Here is a 16,350-nt window from a genome sequence, read left to right as displayed (position 1 = left end):
TCGGGTCCTCGGAGATCAAGGGGATCGGAGGGATCAAGGCCATGGAGGCCATCGGGGGAAGACGGTCAGGGGATCGGCTGATGGACGGTGACGAGCTTGGTGCCGTCGGGGAAGGTGGCTTCGACCTGGATGTCGGGGATCAGCTCGGGCACGCCGTCCATGACGTCGTCGCGGGTGAGGAGCTCGCGGCCCGCCTTCATCATTTGCGCGACGGTCCTGCCCTCGCGCGCGCCCTCCATCACGGCGGCGGAAATGAAGGCCACGGCCTCGGGATAGTTGAGCTTCAGGCCCTTGGCCTTGCGGCGCTCGGCGAGCAGCGCGGCGGTGAAGATCAGGAGCTTGTCTTTTTCTCTTGGCGTGAGTTCCATGGCCTGCACCGAAGGTGTCTGTGTGTGCCCACGTAGCAAGCCCCATGCCGAAGAAGAAGAAGAAGAAGAACGCAAACAGCGAGCGGTGGGGATCAGGGGACCGGGGGGCCGTTTGCGCAAGTATTAGGAGGAATTCGACGGCCGGTCAGGCCGGCGAAGGGGGACATGGAGCAAACGGCCCCCCGGTCTCCTGATCGCGCTCGATCGCGGCCGGCACGGAACCTGCATTTCCACGAAGGCCCGAAGCCCCCGATGGACACGCCCCTCCCCACCCAGGACGCCCCGCAGCACATCATCAAGCTGCGGCGGGACTACAACGCCTGGGTCGCGCGGGAAACGCTGGAGGACTACGCGCTGCGCTACACGCCGCATCGCTTCCGCCGCTGGTCGACCTGGCGGGTGGCCAACACCGCCTTCGGGGCCGCGTCGTTCCTGATCCTGGAGGCCGTGGGCGCCACGCTGCTGCTGCACTACGGCTGGACCAACGCCGCGCTGGCGATCCTGGCGACGGGGCTGATCATCTTCCTGGCGGGCCTGCCGATCAGCGTCTACGCGGCGCGGCACGGCGTCGACATGGACCTGCTGACGCGTGGCGCCGGCTTCGGCTACATCGGCTCGACGCTGACCTCGCTGATCTACGCCAGCTTCACCTTCATCTTCTTCGCCCTGGAAGCGGCCGTGATGGCCTACGCGCTGGAGCTGGCGCTGGACATCCCACCGCACTGGGGCTACCTGATCTGCGCCCTGGTGGTGATCCCGCTGGTGACACACGGTATCTCGGCGATCAGCCGGCTGCAGCTGTGGACGCAGCCGCTGTGGCTGGCGCTGCTGGTGCTGCCCTTCGCCTGGGTGGGATGGCGCCATCCTGGTGCGTTCGACGGCATCACGACCCAAGTTGGGTCGCAGTCCGGGACGGCCGCCTTCGACATGCACGCCTTCGGTGCGGCGCTGACCGTGGGCGTGGCGCTGATCACGCAGATGGGCGAGCAGGCCGATTACCTGCGCTTCATGCCGCGCCAGACCGCGGCCAACCGTCGCCGCTGGTGGGCGGCCGTGCTGCTGGGCGGGCCCGGTTGGGTGGTGCTGGGCGTGCTCAAGATGCTGGGCGGCGCGCTGCTCGCCTACCTGGCCGTGAGCCACGCCGTGCCGCCGGAGCGCGCCGTCGATCCCAACCAGATGTACCTGGCCGCCTACGAGTACGTCTTCCCGCAGTACGGCTGGGCGGTCGCCGTCACCGCGCTGTTCGTCGTCGTCTCGCAGCTCAAGATCAACGTCACCAACGCCTATGCCGGCTCGCTGGCGTGGAGCAACTTCTTCTCGCGCCTGACCCACAGCCATCCGGGCCGGGTCGTGTGGGTCGTCTTCAACACGCTGATCGCCTTCATGCTGATGGCGATGAACGTGTTCGAGGCTCTCGGCCACGTGCTGGGCCTGTACGCCAACGTCGCCATCGCCTGGATCATGGCCGTCGTCGCGGACCTGGTGATCAACAAGCCGCTGGGGCTGTCCCCGCCGGGCATCGAGTTCAAGCGCGCCCATCTCTACGACGTCAACCCGGTGGGCGTGGGCGCGATGGCGCTGGCGTCGCTGCTGTCGGTGGCGGCCCACCTGGGCGTGATGGGCTCGCTGGCGCAGGCATGGTCCGCCGCGATCGCGATGGTCACGGCGCTGGCCGCCGCGCCGCTGATCGCCTGGGCGACGAAGGGGCGCTACTACCTCGCGCGCCCGGCGCTGGAGATCGCCGCCGCCGAGACCCGCGCCGCGCGCCGCTGCGTGATCTGCGAGCGCGACTACGAAGCGCCCGACATGGCTCACTGCCCGGCCTATCGCGGCTCGATCTGCTCCTTGTGCTGCACGCTGGACGCGCGCTGCGGCGATCTGTGCAAGCCGCACGCCAGCCTCTCCGCGCAGTGGTCCGCGCTGCTGCGCCGCCTGCTGCCACGCGCGACCTGGCCCTACCTCGACACGGGCCTGGGCCACTACCTGCTGCTGATGGGCGTCATCACGCCGCTGCTGGCGACGCTCTTCGGCCTGCTCTACCACCAGCAGCTGCAACAGCTCCCCCTGGTGGACGCGGCGGCGCAGCGGGCACTGGAGGACAGCCTGCGCGCCGGCCTGCTGAAGGCCTTCTTCGCGCTGCTGCTGGTCGCCGGCACGGTCGCGTGGTGGCTGGTGCTGGCGCATCAAAGTCGCGAGGTCGCGCAGGAGGAGTCGAAACGGCAGACGCAGGCGCTGCGACGCGAGATCGACTCCCACCGCCGCACCGACGAGGCGCTCCAGGGCGCGCGCCTGCAGGCCGAGCGCGCGCAAGCCGCCGCCGAGGCGGCCAACCAGGCCAAGAGCCGCTACATCAGCACCATCAGCCACGAGCTGCGCACGCCACTCAACAGCATCCTCGGCTACGCGCAGTTGATGGCCGCGGATGCTTCGCTGCCACCGCAGCGCCGCCAGGCGGTGCAGGTGATCAAGCGCGGCGGCGAGCATCTGATGCAGCTGATCGACGGCACGCTGGACATCGCGCGCATCGAGGCCGGCCGCCTCAGCCTGGAACCCGCCCCGGTGCGATTCGCCGAATTGCTGCGGGAGCTGGCCGACATGTTCGAGCCGCAAGCCGCGGCCAAGGGCCTCGACTTCTCCTTCGAGCCGCTGGGCATGCTGCCCGAATGGGTGCGCGCCGACGAGCAGCGGCTGCGACAGATCCTCATCAACCTGCTGGGCAACGCCATCAAGTTCACCGCCGACGGCGCCGTCACGCTGCGCGTGCGCCATGGCCGCGAGATGGCGACGCTGGAGATCCAGGACACCGGTCCCGGCATGGACGAGGCCGAGCTGGCGCGCATCTTCGAGCCCTTCGCGCGCGGCGCCAGCGGCGCCGGCGGCGCGCCCGGCGCCGGGCTGGGCCTGACGATCGCCAAGATGCTCACCGAGCTGATGGGCGGCGAGATGTCGGCGACCAGCACGCCAGGCGAGGGCTCGACCTTCCGGGTGCGACTGTTCCTGCCGGAGTTGCACGGTCGCATTCCCGACTCACCCCGCGCGCGGGCCGCTGCGAAGGAGCGACTGGGACTGGACGGCGCGTCGCCGCGAGTGCTCGTCGTCGACAACGAGTCCGACGACCGGCAACTGCTGATCGAGCTGCTGGCGCCGCTGGGCTTCACCGTGCGCGAGGCGTCGAGCGGCCACGACGCGCTGGACCTCGTCGCCGCCGGCTGGGTGCCGGACGTGGTGCTGATGGACCTGGCCATGCCGGGCATCGACGGTTGGGAAACGATACGGCGGCTGCGGCGGATGCTGGAGGATCTCAGCCTCGACGCACCCGCCGTCGCGGTGGTCTCGGCCAACGCGTTCGAGCGCGGCCAGGACAACGACGTCGGCATCGCGGCCCGGGACTTCATCCTCAAGCCGGTGCGGCACGAGCTGCTGCTGGACTGGCTCACCGAGCGGCTGTCGCTGCGATGGCGCGTGGCGCCCGCGGCGCCGATGTCGCCGGCGGCGTCCACGTCGTCCATGCCCTCCGAGTCCCCCGGGGCGGGCACCGGCAAGACCCCGCCCCCCGACGCCGCGCCGATCGCGCAACCGCCGCCCGCGTTGCTCGCCGGCCTGCGGGAGGCGCTGGAGCTGGGCTACTACCGGGGCGTGCTGCGGCAGCTCGACGACATCGAAGCCGCCGACGCCGGCTGGCGCCCCTTCTGCGAATCCCAGCGCGCGCTGGCCCGCCAGTTCCAGTTCGAAGCGATGCTGCGCGCGCTGGCACGCGTCCAGAACCCTGCCTGAGCCCGACCGAGATGAGCCCTCCCCTGCCCTCCGCCGTCGCCGCGCTGCTCGATCAGCAGGAGGGCGACCGTGTCCTGTTGGTCGACGACGTCCCGGACAACCTGTCGCTGCTGCATGACGCGCTCGACGAGCACGGCTACACGGTGCTCGCGGCCACCAGCGGCGAGGCGGCGCTGGCGCGCGCGGCGCAGGGCCAGCCCGACATCGTGCTGCTGGACGCGATGATGCCGGGCATGGACGGCTTCGAGGTGGCGCGACGGCTGAAGGCCAATCCGGCGACAGCCCACATCCCGATCGTCTTCATGACCGGCCTGACGGAGACCGAGCACCTGGTGGCGGCGCTGCAGGCCGGCGGCGTCGACTACGTCACCAAGCCGCTCGATCCGCGCGCGGTGCTGGCGCGCATGCAGGTCCACCTGCAGGGTGCGCGGCAGGCGCGCCAGACCCGGCAGGCGCTGGACGCCTTCGGCTACGCCAGCATCGCGGTGCGCGCGTCGTCGGGTCGCCTGCTCTGGCAGACGCCGCTGGCCAGGGAGCTCCTGCAGCTCTACTTCGGCACGGTGGCACCCCAGACCCCCGCGCCGGTGCTCGCGTGGTTGCGGCGCTGCCTGGCGGAGATGGACGACGGCACGCCGCCCCAGGAGCCGCAGCGGCTCAGCGCCGAGCTGGGCGCGCGGCGGCTGAGCTTCCGTCTGCATCACTGCATCGGCGGCGACGACACGCCCGGTCCGAACGGCTCATCGGCCGCCGCCAGCGGCGACTGGCTGATCGTGATGCGCGAGGTCTCGGACGCGGCGGTGATCCGCTCGCTGGGGCTGGCGTTCAGCCTGACGGCGCGCGAGGCCGAGGTGCTGTACTGGGTCGTCAAGGGCAAGATCAACCGCGACATCGGAGACATCCTCGGCGCCAGCCCGGCGACGGTGAAGAAGCACCTGGAGCGCATCCACGCCAAGCTCGGCGTGGAGACGCGGACCGCGGCCGCCTCGATGGCGCTGACGCGGGTGAGAGAGATGCATCCGCAGTGGGAGGTGTGAGCGTCGGATCGAGCGGCGCGCACATTTCTCCGCCCGCATCTGCTGGGGATCAACGATCTCCACGATGCCGCAGTTCTTCAGCTTTCGACTTTTCCTCATTCGCCGTTTTCCTTTGAGCGCTGCACAAGGCGGGGGAGATGGCCCCATCAAGGAAATCAGAACGCAGAACGGAACAGCAGATGAGTGAACCTCGCGAGCACCGATGCCGGCCGCATTCCCGGATGGCGACATGGTCTTCATCATGCAACTCATAATGTTCCATGAAACAAAACAGCCAGCTCTCCGACGTCCTCCACGTGCTGCTGCACATGGCCGAGGGCGAAGGCCCTTCCACCTCGGAAGCGCTCGCCGCGGCGATGCGGACCAACCCCGTGGTGCTGCGGCGCCTGATGGCGGGCCTGCGGGCCGCCGGCTTCGTCTCGTCGGCCAAGGGTCACGGCGGCGGGTGGGTGCTGTCGTGCCCGCTCGAACGCATCACCCTGCGGGACATCCATGAGGCGTTGGGCGCCCCCGCGATCGTGTCGCTCGGCTTCCGCGAGGACCGCCCCGAGTGCCTCGTCGCGCAGGCCGTCAACGAGTCGCTCGGCGCCGCCGTGCAGGAGGCCGAGGCGGCGTTGCTGAAGCGGCTGGGCTCGGTGACGCTGGCGGCGCTGTCCCAGGACTTCCACCGCCGCATGGTGCGCCACCGGGCAAACGGTGGCCATGGACACCATCGTCTCGAGGAGCATCTGCATGAGGATTGATTTCGCCGTCATCGGCGGCAGCTTCGCCGGCTTGTCCGCCGCGCTGCAACTGGCGCGAGCGCGTCGCGACGTCCTCGTCGTCGATGCCGGCTTGCGACGCAACCGCTTCGTCGACGAAGCGGGCGGGACCTCGCACGGTTTTCTGACCCAGGACGACCGCGCACCCGCCGCGATCGCCGCCGAGGGTCGCCAGCAACTGCTGCGTTATCCAGGCGTGCGGTGGCGGGAGGGCCTGGCCGAGGACGCGCGTGTCACGCCCGACGGCCGCTTCGAGTTCCGCGTCGGCGACCTCGTCGTCAGCGCCGGTCGACTGATCCTCGCCACCGGCGTCCGCGACGAGCTCCCCCCGGTGCCGGGTCTTGCCGAGCGCTGGGGCCGGAGCGTCTTCCATTGCCCGTACTGCCATGGCTTTGAAATGAACGCGGGTCGGATCGGCATCATCGCCGCCTCGCCGATGGCGCAGCATCACGGGATCATGCTGCCGGACTGGGGCACGACCACGCTGTTCCTCGGCGGCGTCTACACGCCGAGCGAGGAGGAACGGGCCGCCCTCGCCCAACGCGGCACGGTGATCGAGACCACGCCGGTCGAGCGCATCGACGGCATCGCCGATGTCGTGCTGAGGGACGGTCGCGTGCTGACGATGGACGGGCTCTTCACGCAGCCCCGCACGCACATGAGCAGCCCGATCGCGCAACAGCTCGGCTGCGCGATGGAGGACGGACCGATGGGACCGTTCATCCGCGTCCATGCGTTCCAGGAAACTAGTGTGCCCAATGTCTTCGCATGCGGCGACGCGGCACGCGCGGCCGGCAGCGTCACCCTGGCGGCGGGCGATGGGGCGTTGGCGGGGTTCGGGGCGCATCGGTCGACGATGGTGTGATGCGCAAGCCCTCGGCGGCACGTCAGAAAGACAGAAGCCCAGTCATTGACTGGGCTTCTGCAGGCCTCAAGGGCGGGAAAAACACAAAGGCCTCGGTGGGCAACGGAACGCATTCTGCATGCGGAGGCGCATCAGATCAAGCTGCTGGTTTAAGTAGTCGTTGCACGTCAACAAGGGTGGCGAACTGAGACTCTCCAGGGATCAACAACCCACCTGCATTGATCGCCTTGACTGCAGCCCTCTGCACACGTTCCACGATCGAACGGCTGAGTAGAAACTGCACGGGTCCATTGAAATCGCGAGGCAGGCGCAATCGCCTCGAACTCACCGGTTGCACGATGTCCGCCTTCGCCCATCGGACGCAACGCGTGAAATGGCTGAGTTCGCATATGGCGTCCTCCACGATTTCAACGTGAATGCCGCTGCTCGACTTGGCTACGTCCTGAGTTCGCGATAGCGGAACCACGATGCACGACTGTCGGTTGAGGCGCCCGTTCAGCACGACAACGAGCCTGTTCTTGATCATCTCAGGCGGAATCCGGACATTGAAATCCGTATGGCCCTGATCATCAGGCTGGATCGTGAACTGACCGAAATTGCATTCGAGGACTTGCCCGACCTTTGGCGTAAAACTAATTGCCATGACACCACTCTTTCGACCCGAAGGTCGAGCAGTGTTCCAAAGGTTCTGGCCGAATGACAGCGCCACTGAATAGCCCGCGATGCAGCCGTAAATCAGTTGACTTCGCGTCGAAGCCTACAGCCGACCATTCGGATCCACGGTCATCAAGCCCGATGCCCAGTCTTGATCAAGGCAACCGCACCCGATCCCCTTCCCTCGCCTCGACCATCTGCTCCTGCCCACGCCCGAGGGTGAAGTACACCCGCAGCGTCTTCGTCTCGCCATACGCCGGATCGCGATCCGCCAGGTCGTTGTCGACCCGCACGTCGAGGCGTCCACCGCGGCTGATGTTGCGCAGGCGCTGGGTCACGTCGACGTAGCGCGTGCCGCTGCCGTAGGTGGCGCGGACGATGTTCAGGCGGTTGTCCGCGCCCGGGCCGTAGCCGCCCGGGTTGTAGCCGCCCGGATTGCTGTTGCCCGGCCGGCCGTCCCAGCCGCCGTTCCAGCCGCCCTGGCCCCAGTCGCCACGGCCCCAGCCGGTGAACTGGCTGCCGTCGATCCAGGCGCCCTCGCGATAGTCGAAGGTGCGCATCTGGCCGTCGCGGCCGCGGGTGAAGATGCGCAGCACCTTCGTGCGACCCGGCGCCGGGTCGTCGCGGAACAGGTCGTTGGTGATGCGCACGCGCGCATCGCGGCGGGCCAGCTCGCGCAGGCGGCCGGTGACGTCGATGTGCGCGTCGGGCAGGCCGTAGCGGGCACCGAGGATCTGATAGGCGCCGTCGTCACCACCGGGGCGGGAGCCGTCCCAGCCACCATTCCACCCGCCCTGGCCCCAGTCGCCGCGACGCCAGCCGGTGAAGTTGTCGCCGTCGATCACGTTGCCCTCGCGGTACTCGAAGGTCCGCGTCTCGCCGCCGCGGTTGCGGGCGTAGATGCGCAGCGTCTTGGTCCGGCCGTAGTCGGGGTCGTTGCCGAACAGCTCGTTGGTGACGCGCACGCGGACATCGCGGCGGGCCATGTCGCGCAACTGATCGGTCACGTCCATGTTGCGCTGCGCCGTGCCGTAGCGCGCCTGCAGGATCTGCCAGTCGCCCTCGTCGCGCGCCCACGCCGAGGTGCCGGCCAGCAGCGCGGCCATCGCGGCGAGGGCCAGCAGCAACCGGCGCGCCAGCCGCATGAAGGGATCCGCCCACGGGGACGGCGTCGAAAGGGAAATCGCTGAAGTCATCAAGGACATGACACCTCCTGGTTCGTCGATGTTGTTCGGGTTCTGTCGGTCGTGCCCGGCCGGTCACGTGCCGCCGAAGGAGCAGGACCGGAAGGGATATTGCCTCAACGACGAGGCGCCCACGCCGGTGCACGGGATCTTCGTCGAGGTGTTACAGCAGGTCACCGGTACCTCGCCGCGGCCTGCTCGATCATCGCGATGATCGCCTCCCGCAGCGCCGCCGGTTCCAGCACCTCCACCTCCGGCGCCAGCGGCATCAACTGCCGCGCGGCCTGCGCGGTGGCCTCGGCGGGGATGCGCAGGCGCGCGCGGCCGTCCGCCCGGCGGGCCGGCCTGGCCGCCGCCACCGCGTCGGCCACCGCGCGACCCAGATCCGACAGCGCCGCGAGCCCTTGCGGCGTGGCCAGCACCACCACTTCCTGCACGCGCAGCGATCGCTCGAAGCGCGCCTGCGATTCCCGCCAGTAGGTCGCCAGATCGAAACCGGCCGGCCGTTCGACCAATCTCTCGGTCAGGCTCGCGGCGAGGATCTTCGAGACCCGCAGCGTGCTGGCCTTGCCTCTCAGCAAGCCGACCAGATACCAGACGCCGGCCTTGATCACCAACCCCAACGGCGCCACCACATGCATCGACCTGGCGCGCCAGCTCTCGTACTCCAGCACCAGCACCCGCCCCTGCCAAACGCCTTGCGCGACCGTGCCGAGCGCCGGCACCGCGTCCGCGTCTCGATACCAATCCACCGGATCCAGATGCAGCCGCGCGCTGACCTGCTGCGCCTGCGCGCGCAGATCGGCCGGCAAGGCCGCGAGCAGCTTCAGTTGGGACTGCCGCACCTGAGGCCCCAGGCCGAGCTGCTCGGCCGGACCGCTCAGGCCGCCCAGCAGCACCGCCTGAGACTCCTCCGGCGTCAGCCCGGTCAGCGTCGTCTTCCAGCCGGCGAGCAGCGAGAACCCGCCGTTGCGCCCCCGCTCCGCATAGACCGGCACGCCGGCCGCGGACAGGTCCTCGACATCGCGATGGACGGTGCGCACCGACACCTCCAGCGCTTGCGCCAGCGCCGTCGCGCTCATCGTCCCGCGGGACTGCAACAGCATCTGCAGGGTCAGGAGCCGGCTGGCGCGCATCGATACTTCTCACCCTTTCCGCGCGCTCTCGCGCTCTCTCGGGAATACATGACAGTGGATGGCAGATATTGTGGCGCAGAGTGCTCACCAGTCCCGACGCCGTCGAGACATCCCGCTTCAGGAGCCCTTCATGACCACGACCTCTCCCGACTCGATCCGCGCCGTCGACATGCGCCCCGGCCACGAATTCGACTTCCTGCGCGGCCAGTGGGTCATCCGCCACCGCCGCCTCAAGCTCCGCCTGCAGGACTGCACCACGTGGGAAGACTTCGGAGGCACGCTGCAGGCCTGGTCGCTGCTGGGCGGACTCGGCAACGTCGACGACAACTGGCTGGCGCAGCCCTCCGGCGCCTATCGCGCCGTCACCATGCGCACCTTCGACCCCGTCACCGGCCAGTGGGCGATCTGGTGGCTGGACGGCCGCGCGCCGGGCCAGCTCGACACGCCGGTGCGGGGCAGCTTCGTCGACGGCGTCGGTGAATTCTTCGCCGACGATCAACTCGACGGCCGCGCTATCCGCGTGCGCTTCCGCTGGAGCGACATCAGCGCCACCGGCGCCCGCTGGGAGCAGGCGTTCTCGCCCGACGCCGGCGCCACCTGGGAAATCAACTGGGTCATGGACATGCGGCGCACCGACGAACCCGCCGCCTGATCCGCGCGGCCGGATGGCCATACGCCATCCGCCGTATATGCCGGGTCGGACCCGCTCCCTAGCATCGGTCTCCATCAACCACCCCGCCGGCCGCGATGCCGCTGGTTTCCTGGAGCTGAGCCATGTCCGACCGCACCTCGTCCCCCCGCCGCCGCACGCTCAAGACCCTGGCCGTCGCCAGCGCGCTGGCCGGCCTGAACCTCGCCGCGCTGCCCGCCTTCGCCGCCGACACGATCAAGGTGGGCGTGCTGCACAGCCTGTCCGGCACGATGGCGATCTCCGAGACCGTGCTCAAGGACACCGTCCTGATGGCCATCGACGAGATCAACGCCAAGGGCGGCGTGCTGGGCAAGAAGCTGGAGCCGGTGGTCGTGGACCCGGCCTCCAACTGGCCGCTCTTCGCCGAGAAGACCCGCCAGTTGCTCACGCAGGACAAGGTCGCGGTGATCTTCGGCTGCTGGACCTCCGTGTCGCGCAAGTCGGTGTTGCCCGTGGTCGAGGAGCTCAACGGCCTGCTCTTCTACCCGGTCCAGTACGAGGGCGAGGAGCTCAGCAAGAACGTCTTCTACACCGGCGCCGCGCCCAACCAGCAGGCCATCCCGGCGGTCGACTACCTGATGTCCAAGGACGGCGGCGGCGCCAAGCGCTGGGTGCTGCTGGGCACGGACTACGTCTACCCGCGCACCACCAACAAGATCCTGCGCGCCTACCTCAAGAGCAAGGGCGTCAAGGACAGCGACATCGACGAGAAGTACACCCCCTTCGGCCACAGCGATTACCAGACCATCGTGGCCGACATCAAGAAGTTCTCGGCCGGCGGCAAGACGGCGGTGGTCTCGACCATCAACGGCGACTCCAACGTGCCCTTCTACAAGGAGCTGGGCAACGCCGGCCTGAAGGCCAAGGACGTGCCGGTGGTGGCGTTCTCCGTGGGCGAGGAAGAACTGCGCGGCGTCGACACCAAGCCGCTGGTGGGCCACCTGGCGGCGTGGAATTACTTCATGTCCCTCAAGAACCCGACCAACGAGGCCTTCATCAAGAAGTGGACCGCCTACGCCAAGGCCAAGAACCTGCCGGGCCACAAGGACAAGCCGCTGACCAACGATCCGATGGAGGCCACCTACATCGGCATCAACATGTGGAAGCAGGCCGTCGAGAAGGCCAAGTCCACCGACGTCGACAAAGTCATCGCCGCCATGGCCGGCCAGACCTTCAGCGCACCGTCCGGTATCACGTCCAAGATGGACGAGAAGAACCATCACCTGCACAAGTCCGTGTTCATCGGCGAGATCCGCGCCGACGGCCAGTTCAACGTGGTGTGGAAGACGCCCGCCCCGGTGAAGGCCAAGCCCTGGAGCCCCTACATCGCGGGCAACGAAGGCAAGCCCGACGAACCGGTGAAGAAGTGATGCGCGCCCTGCCCGCGGTCCTGGCGCTCGCGGCGCTGCTCGGCCTCGCGCCGGCGGTCCGGGCCTTGACGCAGCCGCAAGCGCTGGCCGTGGCGCAGGGCGACACCGACGAGCGGATCGCCGCGCTCGGCCGGCTCGTCGCGTCCCCCGACGCGCGCACCGCGCCGCTGCTGCAGGCGCTGGCGGACGAACGTCTCAAGCTCGGCGCCGACCGGCGCGTGCTGATCGCCACCGACGCCGGCCTCGTCGACGCGGCCACCGGCGCGCCGGTCACGCTGGCGCCGGAGGCGGCGTCGGCGCTGTCGGACGTGATGCTCAACAACCGACTGCGCGGCGAGCTCGACGGCGCGCTCGCGAGCTTGAAGCTCTCCAGCGACGACAGGAAGGAACGCCTGGCCGCCGCGAAGGCCTTGCTGGACGCAGGCGGCGACGACGCCCGCGTCGCCTTGCTGGAATCGGCGATCGCCAGGGAGAAGGATGCCGTCGTCCTCGACGCCTTGAAGCTGGCCCGCGCCGCCGCGCTGGCCGCCAGCCCCGACACGACGAAACGCCTCGCGGCCGCCAGGCTGCTGGGCGAGTCGCGCAGCCCCGAAACACGCCTGCTGCTCAACCAACGCCTGGCCGACGAGCAGGACGCCGACGTGAAGCGCGCGCTGCAGCGCTCCTTGCGCGAGGTCGAGGACACACTGGCCTGGGGCGAGCGCCTGGGCGCGCTGTTCACCGGCATCAGCCTGGCGAGCATCCTGCTGCTGGTGGCGCTGGGCCTGGCGATCACCTACGGCCTGATGGGCGTCATCAACATGGCGCACGGCGAGTTGATGATGATCGGCGCCTACGCGACTTACCTGGTGCAGGTCGCCTTCCGCCAATGGCTGCCGGGCGGCTTCGACGCCTACCTGGTGGTGGCCATGCCGGCGTCGTTCCTGGCCTCGGCGCTGGTGGGGGCCGCGCTGGAGCGCACCGTGATCCGGTGGCTGTACGGGCGCCCGCTGGAAACGCTGCTCGCCACCTGGGGCCTGAGCCTGGTGCTGATGCAGGCGGTGCGCTCCCTCTTCGGCGCGCAGAACGTGGCGGTCGAAAGTCCCGCCTGGATGGGCGGATCGCTGGCGTTGCTGCCCGGCCTGGCGCTGCCCACGAACCGGCTGGTCATCATCGTGTTCTCGCTGGCGGTGCTGGGCGGCATGGCGCTGCTCATCGCCCGCACGCGGCTGGGCCTGTTCGTGCGCGCCGTCACGCAGAACCGTCCGATCGCGTCCTGCATGGGCGTGCCCACCGCCCGCGTCGACACCTACGCCTTCGCGCTCGGCTCCGGCCTGGCGGGCCTGGCCGGCTGCGCGCTGAGCCAGGTCGGCAACGTCGGGCCCGACCTGGGCCAGAGCTACATCGTCGACGCCTTCATGGTCGTGGTGCTGGGCGGCGTGGGCCAGCTCGCCGGCACGGTGCTGGCGGCGCTGGGCCTGGGGCTGGCCAACAAGGCGCTGGAAGGCGTCGTGGGCGCGGTGCTCGCGAAGATCGCCGTGCTGCTCTTCATCATCGTCTTCATCCAGAAACGTCCCCAAGGCCTCTTCGCGGTCAAGGGCCGCGCCCAGGAGTCCTGACATGCACTCCGCCAACGACGTCGCCCCGGGCGCGCCCGCCATGACCGTCCCCTCGCCCGCCAGCCCGCATCCCGTGTCGGCGTCCATGTCACCGTCATCGCCGTCATCGCCGTCACCGGCCCCTCCCCCCCCATCACCGTCCGCGGCGCCCGCGCCATTGGCGCTGGCGCTGCCGGGACGCCCCGCCCTGCTGGGCCGCGCCGGCTGGCTGGCGATCCTGGCGGCGTTGCTGGCGGCCTGCATCGTCGTGCCGGCGCTCAACCTGCTGGTGCCGCCCTCGCATCCGCTGCACCTGGACGGGTACTGGGTCGGCCTGCTGGGCAAGTTCTGCTGCTACGCGATGTGCGCGCTGGCGATGGACCTGATCTGGGGCTTCGCGGGCATCCTGTCGCTGGGCCACGGCCTGTACTTCGCGCTGGGCGGCTACGCGATGGGCATGTACCTGATGCGCCAGATCGGCGGCGACGGCCAGTACCGCAGCGCCTTGCCCGACTTCATGGTCTTCCTCGACTGGAAGGAGCTGCCCTGGCACTGGGCGCTCAGCGACAGCTTCGCCGCGACGCTGCTGCTGGTGCTGCTGGTGCCCGGCGGCATCGCCTTCGTCTTCGGCTTCTTCGCCTTCCGATCGCGCATCAAGGGCGTGTACTTCTCGATCATCACGCAGGCGATGACCTACGCCGCGATGCTGCTGTTCTTCCGCAACGAGACCGGCTTCGGCGGCAACAACGGCTTCACCGACTTCAAGCGCATCCTGGGCGTCTCCATCACCACGCCGGGCATGCGCATGGTGCTGTTCGTGCTGAGCGCGCTGGCGCTGGTGAGCTGCTACCTCGGGTTGCGCTGGCTGACGCGCGCCAAGTTCGGCCGCGTGCTGAGCGCGGTCCGCGACGCGGAGTCGCGGCTGATGTTCTGCGGCTACTCGCCGCTGCCTTACAAGCTGACGGCCTGGGTGCTGTCGGCGCTGATCTGCGGCCTGGCCGGCGCCTTGTACGTGCCGCAGGTCGGCATCATCAATCCCGGCGAAATGAGCGTGGCCAACTCCATCGAGATCGCCGTGTGGACCGCCGTGGGCGGACGCGGCACCCTGGCGGGCCCGATCGTCGGCGCCTTCGCGGTCAACGGCGCGAAGAGCTGGCTAACGCAGGTGGCGCCGGAGTACTGGCTGTACCTGCTGGGCGCGCTGTTCGTCGCGGTCACGCTGTTCATGCCGGACGGCATCGCGGGCCTGCTCAAGCGCAAGTTCGGCGCGAAGGCCGGCAACCCCGGTGGTGACGGCGAGGCCAAGGCATGAGCCCCGACCTGCTCGAACAAGGCGGCGAGCGCCTGCGCTCCGCCAGCGGCCCCGGCTACGGCCGCGTCGTGCGTCCGGGCCAGCTGGACCTGACGCACGGCCGCATCCTGTACCTGGAGGACGTGCACGTCAGCTTCGACGGCTTCCGCGCCATCAACGGCCTGTCCATCGACATCGCGCCCGGCGAGCTGCGCTGCATCATTGGCCCGAACGGCGCCGGCAAGACCACGATGATGGACATCATCACGGGCAAGACCCGGCCCCAGCGCGGCACCGTCTTCTTCGGCGGCACCATCGACCTGCTGCGGCATGGCGAGGCGGAGATCGCCCAGCTCGGCATCGGTCGCAAGTTCCAGCGGCCGACGGTCTTCGAGGCGCTCAGCGTCCATGAGAACCTGGAGCTGGCGCTGCAGGGCTCGCGCGCGCTGCGGGCGTCGCTGTGGGGCCGCCTGAGCGGCGCGCAGCGTGACCGGCTGGCCGAGGTGCTGACGCTGATCCGCCTGCAGGACCGGATGACGCGCAGCGCGGGGCTGCTGAGCCACGGGCAGAAGCAATGGCTGGAGATCGGCATGCTGCTGGTGCAGGACCCGAAGCTGCTGCTGCTGGACGAGCCCGTGGCCGGCATGACCGATCAGGAGACCGAGCGCACGGCGGAACTGATCCTGACGCTCAAGGGCAGGCACAGCATCGTCGTCGTCGAGCACGACATGGGCTTCGTCGACCGCATCGCCGAGAAGGTGACCGTGCTGGCGGAAGGCGCGGTGCTGGCCGAGGGCACGCTGGCGCAGGTGCAGGCGGACGAACGCGTGATCGAGGTGTACCTTGGACGTTGAACTGCAAGACCGGACCTCGACGGTCCCCGCGCTCGCGCCGCTGCTCGACGCGCGCGGCCTGCACCAGTACTACGGCGGCTCGCACATCCTGCGCGACGTGTCGGTCACCGCCACGCCGGGCCGCGTCACCGTGCTGCTGGGCCGCAACGGCGTCGGCAAGACCAGCCTGCTGAAGAGCCTGATGGGGCTGGTGCCGGTGCGCGGCGGCAGCGTGCATCTGGACGGCAGGGACATCACCCGCGCCACACCCTACCAGCGCGCCCGCGCCGGCATCGGCTACGTGCCGCAGGGGCGGGAGATCTTCGCGCGGCTGAGCGTCGAGGACAACCTGCGCATGGGCCTCGCCAGCAAGCCCGGCGGCACGCCCGTGCCGGAGCACCTGTACACGCTCTTCCCGGTGCTGAAGCAGATGCTGCGCCGACGCGGCGGCGACCTGTCGGGCGGCCAGCAGCAGCAGCTCGCGATCGCGCGGGCGCTGGCGGCGGCGCCGCGTCTGCTGATCCTGGACGAACCCACCGAAGGCATCCAGCCCAGCATCATCAAGGACATCGGCCGCGTCATCCGCCGCCTGGCCGACGAGGGCATCGCCGGCCACCCGGTCGCGATCCTGCTGTGCGAGCAGTACTACGACTTCGCCGCGGAACTGGCCGACGAATTCATGGTGCTGGAGCGCGGCAGCGTCATCGCGCGCGGCGACAACGCCGACATGCGGACGCCGGCGATCCGCGGCCTGGTCGCGATCTGACGGCACGCGTCAGACATCGCCGCCGCATGACGTGGCGGCCATGCCA

At 69.4% G+C, this 16,350-nt stretch carries 15 protein-coding genes; 11 read left to right on the top strand and 4 right to left on the bottom strand.

Translation table 11 applies throughout. From position 1 onward, the window contains the following. Window positions 1-65: 65 nt before the first annotated feature. On the bottom strand, window positions 66-368 hold the full coding sequence (locus tag CDN99_RS18475; RefSeq protein ID WP_088386359.1) for an urease subunit gamma: 303 nt from the start codon (window positions 366-368) through the stop codon (window positions 66-68). 252 nt (window positions 369-620) lie between these two features. Between CDN99_RS18475 and CDN99_RS18470 the strand changes: the two genes are divergently transcribed. The 5 genes from CDN99_RS18470 (at window position 621) to CDN99_RS18455 (ending at window position 6,802) form a co-directional block, all read left to right on the top strand. Next, complete coding sequence (locus tag CDN99_RS18470; protein ID WP_088386358.1) at window positions 621-4,142, top strand: hybrid sensor histidine kinase/response regulator; 3,522 nt, start codon at window positions 621-623, stop codon at window positions 4,140-4,142. Window positions 4,143-4,153: 11 nt separating this feature from the next. Next, a complete protein-coding gene (locus CDN99_RS18465) occupies window positions 4,154-5,176 on the top strand; it encodes a response regulator (RefSeq protein WP_088386357.1) in 1,023 nt (340 codons plus the stop codon). Window positions 5,177-5,240: 64 nt separating this feature from the next. Beyond that, window positions 5,241-5,363 (top strand): hypothetical protein, encoded by a 123-nt coding sequence (locus tag CDN99_RS29525; protein WP_259374721.1) that lies wholly within the window; start codon window positions 5,241-5,243, stop codon window positions 5,361-5,363. A gap of 73 nt (window positions 5,364-5,436) precedes the next feature. Then, a complete protein-coding gene (locus CDN99_RS18460; protein ID WP_088386356.1) occupies window positions 5,437-5,919 on the top strand; it encodes an Rrf2 family transcriptional regulator in 483 nt (160 codons plus the stop codon). Then, window positions 5,909-6,802, top strand: a complete 894-nt coding sequence (locus CDN99_RS18455) for an NAD(P)/FAD-dependent oxidoreductase (protein WP_088386355.1) — start codon at window positions 5,909-5,911, stop codon at window positions 6,800-6,802. The genes CDN99_RS18460 and CDN99_RS18455 overlap by 11 nt, the downstream gene beginning before the upstream one ends. Before the next feature lie 136 nt (window positions 6,803-6,938). On the opposite strand, the gene CDN99_RS18450 is transcribed toward CDN99_RS18455, so the two are convergent. From CDN99_RS18450 to CDN99_RS18440, 3 genes are all read right to left on the bottom strand, one after another. Further along, entirely contained in the window at window positions 6,939-7,445 is a 507-nt protein-coding gene (locus CDN99_RS18450; protein WP_088386354.1) for a type II toxin-antitoxin system PemK/MazF family toxin, read from the bottom strand. Between the two features lie 166 nt (window positions 7,446-7,611). After that, on the bottom strand, window positions 7,612-8,661 hold the full coding sequence (locus CDN99_RS18445) for a DnaJ-like protein C-terminal domain-containing protein (RefSeq protein ID WP_141100860.1): 1,050 nt from the start codon (window positions 8,659-8,661) through the stop codon (window positions 7,612-7,614). A gap of 152 nt (window positions 8,662-8,813) precedes the next feature. Beyond that, window positions 8,814-9,776 (bottom strand): helix-turn-helix transcriptional regulator, encoded by a 963-nt coding sequence (locus CDN99_RS18440; protein ID WP_088386352.1) that lies wholly within the window; start codon window positions 9,774-9,776, stop codon window positions 8,814-8,816. Window positions 9,777-9,906: 130 nt separating this feature from the next. On the opposite strand from CDN99_RS18440, the gene CDN99_RS18435 reads away from it, so the two are divergent. The 6 genes from CDN99_RS18435 (at window position 9,907) to urtE (ending at window position 16,304) form a co-directional block, all read left to right on the top strand. Next, a complete protein-coding gene (locus CDN99_RS18435; protein WP_088386351.1) occupies window positions 9,907-10,428 on the top strand; it encodes a DUF1579 domain-containing protein in 522 nt (173 codons plus the stop codon). Between the two features lie 122 nt (window positions 10,429-10,550). After that, window positions 10,551-11,837 carry an urea ABC transporter substrate-binding protein gene (gene urtA / locus CDN99_RS18430; protein ID WP_088386350.1) on the top strand — a complete coding sequence of 429 codons (1,287 nt, stop codon included), beginning with the start codon at window positions 10,551-10,553 and terminating at the stop codon, window positions 11,835-11,837. Beyond that, window positions 11,837-13,435 (top strand): urea ABC transporter permease subunit UrtB, encoded by a 1,599-nt coding sequence (gene urtB / locus CDN99_RS18425; protein WP_088386349.1) that lies wholly within the window; start codon window positions 11,837-11,839, stop codon window positions 13,433-13,435. Before urtA ends, urtB begins: the two co-directional genes overlap by 1 nt. 85 nt (window positions 13,436-13,520) lie before the next feature. Then, on the top strand, window positions 13,521-14,726 hold the full coding sequence (gene urtC, locus CDN99_RS18420; protein WP_088386446.1) for an urea ABC transporter permease subunit UrtC: 1,206 nt from the start codon (window positions 13,521-13,523) through the stop codon (window positions 14,724-14,726). Next, window positions 14,723-15,559, top strand: a complete 837-nt coding sequence (gene urtD / locus CDN99_RS18415; RefSeq protein WP_088386348.1) for an urea ABC transporter ATP-binding protein UrtD — start codon at window positions 14,723-14,725, stop codon at window positions 15,557-15,559. Before urtC ends, urtD begins: the two co-directional genes overlap by 4 nt. A 40-nt stretch (window positions 15,560-15,599) precedes the next feature. Continuing rightward, window positions 15,600-16,304: an urea ABC transporter ATP-binding subunit UrtE gene (urtE, locus tag CDN99_RS18410; protein WP_088386445.1), complete on the top strand. Its 705-nt coding sequence runs from the start codon at window positions 15,600-15,602 to the stop codon at window positions 16,302-16,304. Window positions 16,305-16,350 lie beyond the last annotated feature (46 nt).

Origin of the sequence: Roseateles aquatilis, from assembly GCF_002205645.1 — a bacterium.
Classification (GTDB): Bacteria; Pseudomonadota; Gammaproteobacteria; order Burkholderiales; family Burkholderiaceae_C; genus Roseateles; species Roseateles aquatilis.
Note: the sequence above shows the minus strand (reverse complement) of the source record. Positions and strands in the feature narration are given on the sequence as shown.

Coding starts and splice junctions, on each gene's coding strand:
- CDN99_RS18475 (WP_088386359.1), bottom strand. CDS start 368: ATGGAACTCACGCCAAGAGAAAAAGACAAGCTCCTGATCTTCACCGCC.
- CDN99_RS18470 (WP_088386358.1), top strand. CDS start 621: ATGGACACGCCCCTCCCCACCCAGGACGCCCCGCAGCACATCATCAAG.
- CDN99_RS18465 (WP_088386357.1), top strand. CDS start 4,154: ATGAGCCCTCCCCTGCCCTCCGCCGTCGCCGCGCTGCTCGATCAGCAG.
- CDN99_RS29525 (WP_259374721.1), top strand. CDS start 5,241: ATGCCGCAGTTCTTCAGCTTTCGACTTTTCCTCATTCGCCGTTTTCCT.
- CDN99_RS18460 (WP_088386356.1), top strand. CDS start 5,437: ATGAAACAAAACAGCCAGCTCTCCGACGTCCTCCACGTGCTGCTGCAC.
- CDN99_RS18455 (WP_088386355.1), top strand. CDS start 5,909: ATGAGGATTGATTTCGCCGTCATCGGCGGCAGCTTCGCCGGCTTGTCC.
- CDN99_RS18450 (WP_088386354.1), bottom strand. CDS start 7,445: ATGGCAATTAGTTTTACGCCAAAGGTCGGGCAAGTCCTCGAATGCAAT.
- CDN99_RS18445 (WP_141100860.1), bottom strand. CDS start 8,661: ATGTCCTTGATGACTTCAGCGATTTCCCTTTCGACGCCGTCCCCGTGG.
- CDN99_RS18440 (WP_088386352.1), bottom strand. CDS start 9,776: ATGCGCGCCAGCCGGCTCCTGACCCTGCAGATGCTGTTGCAGTCCCGC.
- CDN99_RS18435 (WP_088386351.1), top strand. CDS start 9,907: ATGACCACGACCTCTCCCGACTCGATCCGCGCCGTCGACATGCGCCCC.
- urtA (WP_088386350.1), top strand. CDS start 10,551: ATGTCCGACCGCACCTCGTCCCCCCGCCGCCGCACGCTCAAGACCCTG.
- urtB (WP_088386349.1), top strand. CDS start 11,837: ATGCGCGCCCTGCCCGCGGTCCTGGCGCTCGCGGCGCTGCTCGGCCTC.
- urtC (WP_088386446.1), top strand. CDS start 13,521: ATGTCACCGTCATCGCCGTCATCGCCGTCACCGGCCCCTCCCCCCCCA.
- urtD (WP_088386348.1), top strand. CDS start 14,723: ATGAGCCCCGACCTGCTCGAACAAGGCGGCGAGCGCCTGCGCTCCGCC.